Annotated in this window: 9 protein-coding genes; 7 read left to right on the top strand and 2 right to left on the bottom strand. The window is 63.9% G+C overall.

The features are described from left to right. From AC1DWI_RS07745 to AC1DWI_RS07760, 4 genes are all read left to right on the top strand, one after another. On the top strand, positions 1–1723 hold a 1723-nt coding region (locus AC1DWI_RS07745), incomplete at its 5' end, for a DUF1631 family protein (protein WP_477724628.1). Between the two features lie 75 nt (positions 1724–1798). Then, on the top strand, positions 1799–2617 hold the full coding sequence (locus tag AC1DWI_RS07750; protein WP_477670700.1) for a fused MFS/spermidine synthase: 819 nt from the start codon (positions 1799–1801) through the stop codon (positions 2615–2617). 187 nt (positions 2618–2804) lie between these two features. After that, entirely contained in the window at positions 2805–3242 is a 438-nt protein-coding gene (locus AC1DWI_RS07755; RefSeq protein WP_477670701.1) for an OsmC family protein, read from the top strand. A gap of 29 nt (positions 3243–3271) precedes the next feature. Then, positions 3272–3550, top strand: coding sequence for a hypothetical protein (locus tag AC1DWI_RS07760; RefSeq protein WP_477670702.1), 279 nt, complete (start codon positions 3272–3274; stop codon positions 3548–3550). A 21-nt stretch (positions 3551–3571) separates the two neighbouring features. Here AC1DWI_RS07760 and AC1DWI_RS07765 read toward each other — a convergent pair whose 3' ends face one another. Both AC1DWI_RS07765 and AC1DWI_RS07770 read right to left on the bottom strand, forming a co-directional pair. Continuing rightward, the gene (locus AC1DWI_RS07765) at positions 3572–3907 is read right to left on the bottom strand and encodes a hypothetical protein (protein WP_457282321.1); all 336 of its coding nucleotides are present in this window, start codon (positions 3905–3907) and stop codon (positions 3572–3574) included. Positions 3908–4040: 133 nt separating this feature from the next. Next, positions 4041–5429 (bottom strand): zinc-binding metallopeptidase family protein, encoded by a 1389-nt coding sequence (locus AC1DWI_RS07770; RefSeq protein WP_477670703.1) that lies wholly within the window; start codon positions 5427–5429, stop codon positions 4041–4043. 281 nt (positions 5430–5710) lie between these two features. Between AC1DWI_RS07770 and AC1DWI_RS07775 the strand changes: the two genes are divergently transcribed. From AC1DWI_RS07775 to AC1DWI_RS07785, 3 genes are all read left to right on the top strand, one after another. After that, entirely contained in the window at positions 5711–5902 is a 192-nt protein-coding gene (locus AC1DWI_RS07775; protein ID WP_411881369.1) for a 4-oxalocrotonate tautomerase, read from the top strand. Between the two features lie 17 nt (positions 5903–5919). After that, a complete protein-coding gene (locus AC1DWI_RS07780) occupies positions 5920–7407 on the top strand; it encodes an MFS transporter (protein WP_477670704.1) in 1488 nt (495 codons plus the stop codon). Between the two features lies 1 nt (position 7408). Continuing rightward, positions 7409–8118, top strand: a 710-nt coding sequence (locus tag AC1DWI_RS07785; protein WP_477724629.1) for a class II glutamine amidotransferase, incomplete at its 3' end; no start/stop codon positions are given.

Consider the following 8118-nt stretch of genomic DNA (forward strand, 5'->3'; position numbering starts at 1 on the left):
CCACCAGCCGCCCCCGCAATATGCCGACCTCTCCAACTATGAGATCCGGGATGAGTTGTTCCAGGATTTCCTGTTCCATGGCGGCAGCAACGCCCATCACGGGCTGGCGCCGTCCTATTACGAAACGGTCGAGGAAGAGCTGGTCGCCCTGCAGGAAGCGCCCGACTCTTCCGGCGCGCCGTTGGCTGAGTCGCAAGCCGCGCCCTCACATGAATACCAAAACCTGCCGGCGGTAGACCGTCCGCAGCGGATGGTCGATGAGCGCAGCCAGCTCAGCCCGCAGGTTTGGGGCTCGTACGCCCGGCCCCGCGAGCGCGCCATCGTCCGGACCCAGCTGAAGAAAGAGGCCAAGCAGGTCGGTCAGGTGCTGGGCCTGGAAGTGGTGCGCAAGCTGGTCAAACAGGTCGCGCAAGACCCGCGCCTGCTGGTGCCGGTGCGGGAAGCCATCGTGGCGCTGGAGCCTGCGCTGCTGCGTCTGGCCATGGTGGACCCGCGCTTTTTCAGCGACGAAGGCCACGCCGGGCGCCGCGTCATGGAGCGCGTGGCGCAGCGCAGCTTCAAATACAACGACGAATTCAGCCCTGAGTTCCTGGCGTTTTTTGAGCCGGTCACGCGCGCTTTCAACGGGCTGAACAGCCTGACGATCGAAGATGCCCAGCCTTTCGCGATGGCACTGGCCGAACTCGAATACGGGTGGGACGAGCAGGACCAGTTCGAAGCGGAAAACCGCAACAACGTGCTGCAGGCCCTGCGTTTCGCCGAAGAGCGCCAGACGCAGGCGGACCAGATCGCCTTTGAGCTGAGCACGCGCTCGGACCTGGACAAGGTGCCGGGCCTGGTGCTGGACTTCCTGTTCGGCCCCTGGGCGCTGGCTATGGCGCACGCCAGACTCTCCGATACACGCAACCAGGTTGATCCGATGGGCTTCGGTTCGGTGGTGCCTGACCTGCTCTGGAGCGTCAAGCGGGAAGTCACCCTGAAACGCCCGGCCAAACTGATTGAGATGATTCCCAGCCTTTTGGGCAAGCTGCATGAGGGGTTGGAGCTGCTGGGGCAGGACCCGCGCGAAAGTGAGCCTTTCTTCGAAGGCCTGATGATGCTGCACCGGCCCGTGCTCAAACTGCGCCGCCTGAAAAGCCGGCGTGACGCCGAAGAATCGGGCGCCGTACCGCTGGAGCCCGAAGAAGATTCGGCCACGCCTGAACAGCGCCTTGCCAAGGCCGCCGCGCACCCCTGGCTTGCGCGCGACGATCTGGACGCCGCAGGGTTTGAAGACACCCTGCCGACCGTGCCTGGAGAACTTGCTCCGATCGAGGAAGACGAACCGCCACCGATAGAACCCATGCATGCGGCAAATGAGCCCGACTCCAGCCATCCGGAATACCTTGCCGCGGCGGCAGCCTCCGCAAATGCAGTACCGGCCATGGCCCAAAGCGAAGCCGAGCGCCTGTTGCTCAGCCTGCGCTCCGGCCACTGGGTGGATATGTACTCCAGGCGCCGCTGGCTGCGAGCCCAGCTGATCTGGGCCAGCACGAAGGGCACGCTGTTCATGTTCGTGAGCCACGGCGGCCAGCCCCACTCGATGACCAAGCGCAGCTGCGAACGGCTGATCCGCGAACGCCTGCTCAGGCCGGTCGACAGCCAGGGTGTGGTGGCGCAGGCCCTGGATGCGGTCGCTTCGGAAGTCGCCACCACGACGCAGCCCGAATCCCAGCCGGTCTGAGGCGGGTCCCGAGCGGGGTGGCAAACCTGCCGCCGCCGGCTTGATGGTGGAACCATCCCGCACAGCTTAAATCCCATGACCTCCTGGCCCGACCTCACGCAACTTCCTGCCGATCCTGTACCCGCGGGCCCGGCTGAACTGCCGCCCCCAGCGCATGCCCAGCCGTTTGTGCATGACGACGGAAACACCCGGTCGCTTCACTTCACGATGGGTGAACTGCAAAGCCGCATGCTGATGCACAGCCCCTGGCGCCTGGAAGTGGACTACACGCTGACGATGATGGGTTTCCTGCTCTTTCGGCCCGCGCCCCTGCACATCGGAATGATCGGCCTCGGGGGCGGCTCCCTGGCCAAGTTCTGCCATCGGCAGCTGCCGTCCAGCCAGATGACTGTGCTGGAGATCAACCCTCAGGTGGTGGCGCTGCGGCGCGAATTCCGCGTGCCCGACGATGATGCGCGGTTCCGCGTCATCGCCGCTGACGGGGCCGATTTTCTGCAGGCCGGTACCCCCCGGTTCGACGTGCTGCTGATCGACGGGTTTGACCACCAGGGGCAACCGCCGGCCCTTTGTTCGCAGCGCTTTTATGACGACTGTTTTGCCGCGCTGTCGCCGGGCGGCGTACTGGTGGTGAACCTGCACTACGATGACCCGGACTATCCGCTGCTGGCGGGCCGCATTGCGCGCAGTTTCGACGGCAATTCCGTGGAAATTCTTGCCCAGGAAAAAACCAACAGCATCGTGTTTGCCTACCGCGGGAAGCCCGTTTCTGCACGCAAGCTCTCGGTGGCACAAGCTCTTTCCGCACTGGCAGACGACGAGGGCCGGGCCCAGCTCAGGGCCGAGTTTGGGCGGATCACATGGCACATGAAAGACCCGGGCGCAGACGACGCCTGACCGGTGCATCCCGGCTCACACCAGCTCCGGCCACGGCGGGAAGGCCTTACCCCGACGTGCGGCGCTGTCCGACGGCCAGCCACAAAAAAGGCGGGCACGCTGGAACGCTCAACATTTCATTTCATTTCATTTCATTTCACTGCCCTGCACGGATATACCCTGCACGCGCACAAACCTGGAGAACCCCATGACCGAAAAAACCGCATCCGTTCACTGGGAAGGCCGAGGCAAAAAGGGCCAGGGCCAGATCAGCACCGACACCGCTGCACTCAAGGCGTATCCCTACGGCTTTGGCAGCCGCTTTGAGGACGACCGCAGCGGCACCAATCCTGAAGAGTTGCTGGGCGCCGCGCATGCAGCCTGTTTCACCATGGCGTTTTCCTTTGCCTGCGACAAGGCCGGGTTCGGCACCAGCTCGGTGGACACCCGCGCCAAGGTCCGCCTGGTGCCCCAGGGCGATGGCTTCCTCATCGACCGCATTGCGCTGACCCTGGAGGCCGTGATTCCGGATATCGATGAAGCGAAATTCCAGGAACTCGCCGAAGGCGCCAAAAAGGCCTGCCCGCTCTCCAGGGCCTTGGCCAGCGTTCCCGAAATCACCCTCGCGGCCACATTACGCCGGTAGCTTTTCCGGCACCCAGAAAGACACCCGACATGAATCCCAGGACAAATTTTTCTTTTGAGGTTCAGTATGCTGCGCAGTCAGGTGCTGCTCAGGATGAGCGCGACGGCCTGATGGGGTCGCTGGGCCCTTCGCTGCAGAAGCTGTTTGCCGCCGATGATCCTTCGGCCACCGTGACGGTGAGCGATAGCCACAAGGGTGACGGCAACAAGATCATTGAATTGACGACCACCCTCCTGGACCCCCAGGTCGCCGCAACACTCCAGGCGTTTTCGAAGCAGCACGGCGTGGCCGTGAGCGCACTTGAATAGCCGGCTCCGGTGCGGCCCCGCTCAGGCTTGCCATACACCGTAACCTGCTTCGCGCAGGGCAATACCCAGTTCGACTTCCATGTCGCGCGCGGCGTCGTAGGGCATGGGGTTGTACATCTCGTACAGCTTGGGTAAAAGCCGCACGCCGAAATCACGGGCGAAACGGTTGGACTGAATGCCGGCCTTGTGTTTGTCAAAACGCACATCCGGGTCCAGCCCGGTCATACCCACATACACAAAAGGCTTGCCCAGCTGGTAGTCCGGATTGGCGCGGCGAAAGCGTGCCACGTTCCACACCTCGGGCCCAAGCTCGATCACATAGACGCTGTAGTGATGGCCTCTGGGTCGGGTGGGCATGAATGGGCGGTCGTGAAGGGTGTGCGTTGTGCCGACTTTAACGCATCGCGATCCATTCAGGTGCTATCAAAAAAATAGCTGCTTGCGCCCATCCTTATTGGTCTGCAACTTCTTTCTACCTGAAAATCACGCGCTAGCCTTGCTGCTGCTGCGATTCCTTCATTTCTCCATTTTCTTCCTCTTCCTCTGTTGGGCTCTGGATCTGCGTCTGTGCCTCATCCGGGGCCTGCTCCTGCAGCCAGCTGCCCGACGACACCACCAGGTGAATGAAGTGCAGCTTGGCGACCGCTTCCGTCGGCAGGATGAAGGGATAGAAATCGGGCTGGCCCATGCTGCGCGACATCTCGTTGAGCATGGTGGTCAGCCGCGTCCAGTGGTTCAGGAAGGTGAGGAACTGTTCGGCATCCGGGTGATCCGGTTGATACAGCGCATCTATCGTGAACGGCGTGAACTCCAGGTCGAAGTGATCGACGCTCAGGCCGAAACTTAAAGCGGTGTCGATCGCATCGCGCATGTGCAGGTAATGCGCCCAGCACTCGGCCCAGTCCTCCCAGGGGTGAGTACTGGCGTACGCGCTCACGTAATGCAGCGGCCAGTCCGCGGGCGGGCCTTCGTCGTAGTTGCGCTGCAGGCTGGCCTTGTAGTCCAGGGTTTCGTCGCCGAAGAGTGCGTGAAAGCCGTCCATCCAGGCAGTGCCGGCGAGCAGGCGGTCCCAGTAGTAGTGACCCACTTCATGGCGGAAATGCCCAAGCAGCGTGCGATAGGGTTCGCGCATGGCCTTGCGCACCGCCTCGCGCTTGGCGTCGTCGGCCTCGTCCACGTTGAGCGTGATGAGGCCGGTGTTGTGGCCCGTCATGATGTGCGGGCCGTTCACCGGCGAACGCAGGAAGTCGAACATCAGGCCGCGCTCGGTGTCCTCACTCATGCGGGACGCCACCGGCAGCCCGAGCAGGATCAGTGCGGACACCAGCCGGCGCTTGGCCAGCTCGACCAGCCCCCACAGGTAACCGTTGTCGGGCAGGGCTGGGTCCGTCAGGTCCGGAATGGTGCGGTTGAGGCGGCAGGCCCGGCACATGTCTGCGGGGTCTTCCACCGGCACCAGCCAGTTGCAGGAGGCTGGGGTTGAGAGATTGAGGCATCGCCTGTAAAGAGGTTCGCCATTTTCGGCAGGCTGGGCGGGCGGTGCCTGCGTCGCCTCGGCTTCCTCAACGGGTGCGGCAGGCGCAGCGCCGGGCGCAGATTCCTGGCCGGGGATTTCCTCGAGCGAAGGCGGCTGCACGTCGTCGGGCGGCGCGCCGGCCAGTGCGCTGGCGGCCTGCCATTCCTGCCAGGTGCCCTCTTGCGGCCCGGGCATCAACGGCAGCAGCAGGCCGCGCTCACAGTCATAACCCAGCGGCGTGCCGCAGGCCAGGCACTTGCTGTTGCGAAAAAAAACGGGCTGCCCGCAGTGGCAACGGTAGTTGCGGCCGGCCAGCAAAGGCAGGGGTTGATCGGTGGATCTGGATGGCGTGGTGAAAAACAAGTGGCTTGCCCGAATGAATGGTGGGCCCGCAAGGCCGAAGCGAAAAGCACCTGGCCGGACGACACCCACCCGGCAGGAGAACCCAAGGGTACAGGATAGCCCCGGCGAAGCCTCTCGGGCCCGGCGCCAGCACCTGTCATGCTGTCAGTGGAGGCCGACAAAACAAGGCCGGCCTCTTGCTTCTATCATCGGGTATCAGACATGTTTGCGGGCCAGTTGACCGGACACCCGTAAAACCCTGTGTTCAACCCCGCATCAACCACAACACCCCAGAGGACACCATGCCCACTTACCACGTCGAAATGATGGAAGGCCGGACCATCGAGCAGAAGAAAAAGCTCGTCGAGGCCATTACCCGTGTCAGCGTCGAAATTCTCGGCGGCCAGCCCGACTCGGTGGACATCCTGATCACCGACATCAAGCGCGAAAACTGGGCGACCGGCGGTAAGCTCTGGTCCGAGCCGAGAGACTGACGACGGACACCCGGGCCATGCCCGCATCCCTTGCCGGCCTGCAGGCGCGCCACGGTCCGCGTTACCGGTGGTTGCTGCTGCTGTCCGTCATGATCGGCACGATGGCTTCCATCATGTCGTCGACCATCGTGAACGTGGCGATTCCCGACATGAGCCATTACTTCACGCTGGGGCAGGAGCGCGCGCAGTGGGTGAGTTCGGGCTTTATGGTGGCCATGACGGTCTCCATGCTGACCACGCCCTGGCTGCTTTCGCGCTACGGCTATCGCCGCACCTATGTGGGCACCATGATGCTGCTCATGGCCGGCGGCATTGTGGGCGGTCTGGCCAACAGCTTTGGGCTGGTGCTGGGTTCGCGCGTGGCCGAGGGCCTGGCGGCCGGTGTGGTGCAACCGATTCCCGCGATCATCATCATGCGGGCTTTCGGGCCACACGAGCAGGGGCGCGCCAGCGGCCTCTTCGGCATGGGCGTGGTGCTGGCGCCGGCGCTGGGCCCCAGCGTGGGCGGTGTGCTGGTCGACCTGTTTGGCTGGCGCTCGATTTTTTTCATGGTGGTGCCGCTGTGCCTGGTATCCCTGTGGATGGCTTACCGCTACGTGCCCGACACCGCCCCGGGTGGCGTGGAGCCCAACCGCAACGGCGCGATGATCGACTGGCGCGGCCTGCTGCTGGGCGCGGTGGGCACGCTGTGCCTGCTCAACGGCATGGTCGAGCTGCACGGCGCCGGGCGCGCGCATGCCTTTGTATTGCTGGGCGCCGCGCTGGCGGCGCTGGCCGCATTCATCTGGTGGCAACGCCGCCTGGCGGCTTCGGGTGGTGCACCGCTGATGAACCTGGCGCTCTTTGGCTACCGGCCTTTTGCCATGGGCAGCATCGTGGCTTTCATCTACGGCACCGCGCTGTTTGGCTCCACCTACCTGCTGCCGGTGTACCTGCAGCTGGGCTTGAATCTCTCGGCTTCGCACGTCGGCACCATCCTGTTGCCTGCGGGCCTGGTGTTGGCGGCCACGATTGCGGGCGTGGGCCGGCTGGCGGACAAACACCCGACCTGGCTGCTGGTCAGCACGGGGCTGGCTTTGCTGGCAGCCTCGTTTGCATTGATGCTCACGGTGAACCTGGCTTCGGGGCTCTGGATGCTGGTGATGTGGGCCACGCTGGGGCGTATCGGGCTGGGTTTTATCCTGCCTTCGCTCAACCTCGGGTCGCTCCGGCCCCTGCATGAGCATCTGTTATCGCAGGGCGCAAGTGCCATCAACTTCCTGCGCATGCTGGGCGGCGCGATCGGTGTGAGCCTGTGCGGCATCGTGCTGGAGTGGCGGCTTGCGGCCCATGGCGATTCGCTGGCCAACGCCACCAGCAGCCCGGCGCGGCTGGCTGCTTTCAATGAAGCCTTCCTGATGCTGGCCGCCCTTTGCATACTGGCCGTGGTGGCCGCATGGCAGCTTCGCGTGCCGGCTCCCGCCCAGCCTGACAACTTACCGAATAACAAGCAGGAAGCGGACTGACATGTGCCAACTTCTCGGCATGAACTGCAATGCGCCAACGGATGTGACCTTCAGTTTCAGGGGCTTCGCGCAGCGGGGCGGCCACACCGACCACCATGCCGACGGCTGGGGCATCGCTTTTTTTGAGGGCGACGACAGCGTGGCCGGCGGCAGCGACCGCGGCCTGCGCCATTTTGTCGACCACCAGCCGGCCTGCAGTTCACCGGTGGCCGAGCTGATCAGCCGCTACCCGATCAAAAGCCGCAACGTCATCTCACACATCCGCAAGGCCACGCAGGGACGTGTCGCGCTGGAGAACTGCCACCCCTTTGTGCGCGAGCTGTGGGGCCGCTACTGGGTGTTTGCCCACAACGGCGACCTGAAAGATTTTTCGCCCCGCCTGCACGGCAGCTTCCGGCCCGTCGGCACCACTGACAGTGAGCGCGCTTTTTGCTGGATCATGCAGGAGATGGCCAAGTCTCACGCGGGCGTTCCCAGCGTGCAGGAGCTGAGCATCACGCTGCGTGAGCTTGCGGCGCACATCGCCACCCACGGCACCTTCAACTTTTTGCTCAGCAACGGCCAGGCCTTGTGGGCGCACGCGTCCACCAACCTCTATTACGTAGAGCGCAAGCACCCCTTTGCGCATGCCACGCTGAGCGACGAGGATGTGAGCGTGAATATTGCCGAGCACACCAGGCCGACCGACCGCGTCGCCGTGGTCGTCACGGC

The organism is Polaromonas sp. P3_C2, assembly GCF_056402675.1.